Origin of the sequence: Dietzia sp. CQ4 (assembly GCF_014145125.1) — a bacterium.
Classification (GTDB): domain Bacteria; phylum Actinomycetota; class Actinomycetes; order Mycobacteriales; family Mycobacteriaceae; genus Dietzia; species Dietzia natronolimnaea.
Window position 1 is genome coordinate 1 of sequence record NZ_JAALDZ010000081.1, and the last position, 1,226, is coordinate 1,226.

Consider the following 1,226-nt stretch of genomic DNA (forward strand, 5'->3'; position numbering starts at 1 on the left):
GCACCCCACATTGTCGACCCTGCAGGCCTGCTTGGCCAAGCCCTCGCCGACGCATCCCCGGATCTGATGCGCGAGCTGCTGCAGATCATGATCAACGCCCTGCTCTCGGCCGACGCCGACAGCGTGTGCGGCGCCGAGTGGAACGCCCGGTCCGCCGAGCGCACCAACCGCCGCAACGGCTACCGCCACCGGCCCCTGGACACCCGCGTCGGCACCGTCGACGTCGCTGTCCCAAAGCTGCGCTCGGGCAGCTACTTTCCTGAGTGGCTGCTCGAGCGCCGAAAGCGAGCCGAGTCCGCGTTGATCACCGTCGTGGCGGACTGCTACCTGGCCGGGGTGTCCACCCGCCGGATGGACAAACTGGTCAAGACCCTCGGCATCGACTCACTGTCCAAGTCGCAGGTCTCACGGATGGCCGAACACCTGGACGAGCAGGTCGCCGCGTTCCGCCACCGCCGCCTGGACGAGGCCGGACCGTTCACCTTCGTCACCGCCGACGCGTTGACCATCAAGGTCCGCGAGAACAACCAGGTCGTCAAGGCCGCCGTCCTGCTGGCAACTGGAGTCAACGGCGACGGCCACCGCGAAGTCCTCGGGATGCAGGTCGCCACCAGCGAGACCAAAGCCTCATGGAACACCTTCTTCGCCGACCTGGTCGCCCGCGGCCTGGGCGGGGTGCGCCTGGTGACCTCCGATGCCCACGCCGGGCTCGTGGACGCGATCGCAGCGAACCTGCCCGGCGCGGCGTGGCAGCGCTGCCGCACCCACTACGCGGCGAACCTCATGGCCGAGTGCCCCAAGTCCATGTGGCCGGCCGTGAAAGCCATGCTCCACAGCGTCTACGACCAGCCCACCCCGACCGCGGTGCACGAACAGTTCGACCGACTCCTGGAGTACACCGACGGGCGCCTGCCTGAGGTCGCCGACCACCTCGGTGATGCCCGCGAGGACCTGCTCGCCTTCACCACGTTCCCCGACGATGTATGGCGACAGATCTGGTCCAACAACCCCACCGAGCGCCTCAACCGGGAGATCCGCCGCCGCACCGACGTCGTGGGGATCTTCCCCAACCGCGACGCCATCATCCGCCTCATCGGCGCAGTCCTGGCCGAACAGACCGACGAATGGGCCGAAGGACGCCGCTACCTCGGCCTCGAAGTCCTCAGCCGATGCCGACTCACACTGACCACCAACACCGACACCAGCTCGCCGACGGAGGTGACCAC

General features: G+C 68.2%; 1 protein-coding gene. It reads left to right on the plus strand.

Translation table 11 applies throughout. The features are described from left to right. On the plus strand, positions 1-1,226 hold a 1,226-nt coding region (locus G6031_RS05535), incomplete at both ends, for an IS256 family transposase (RefSeq protein WP_241737210.1).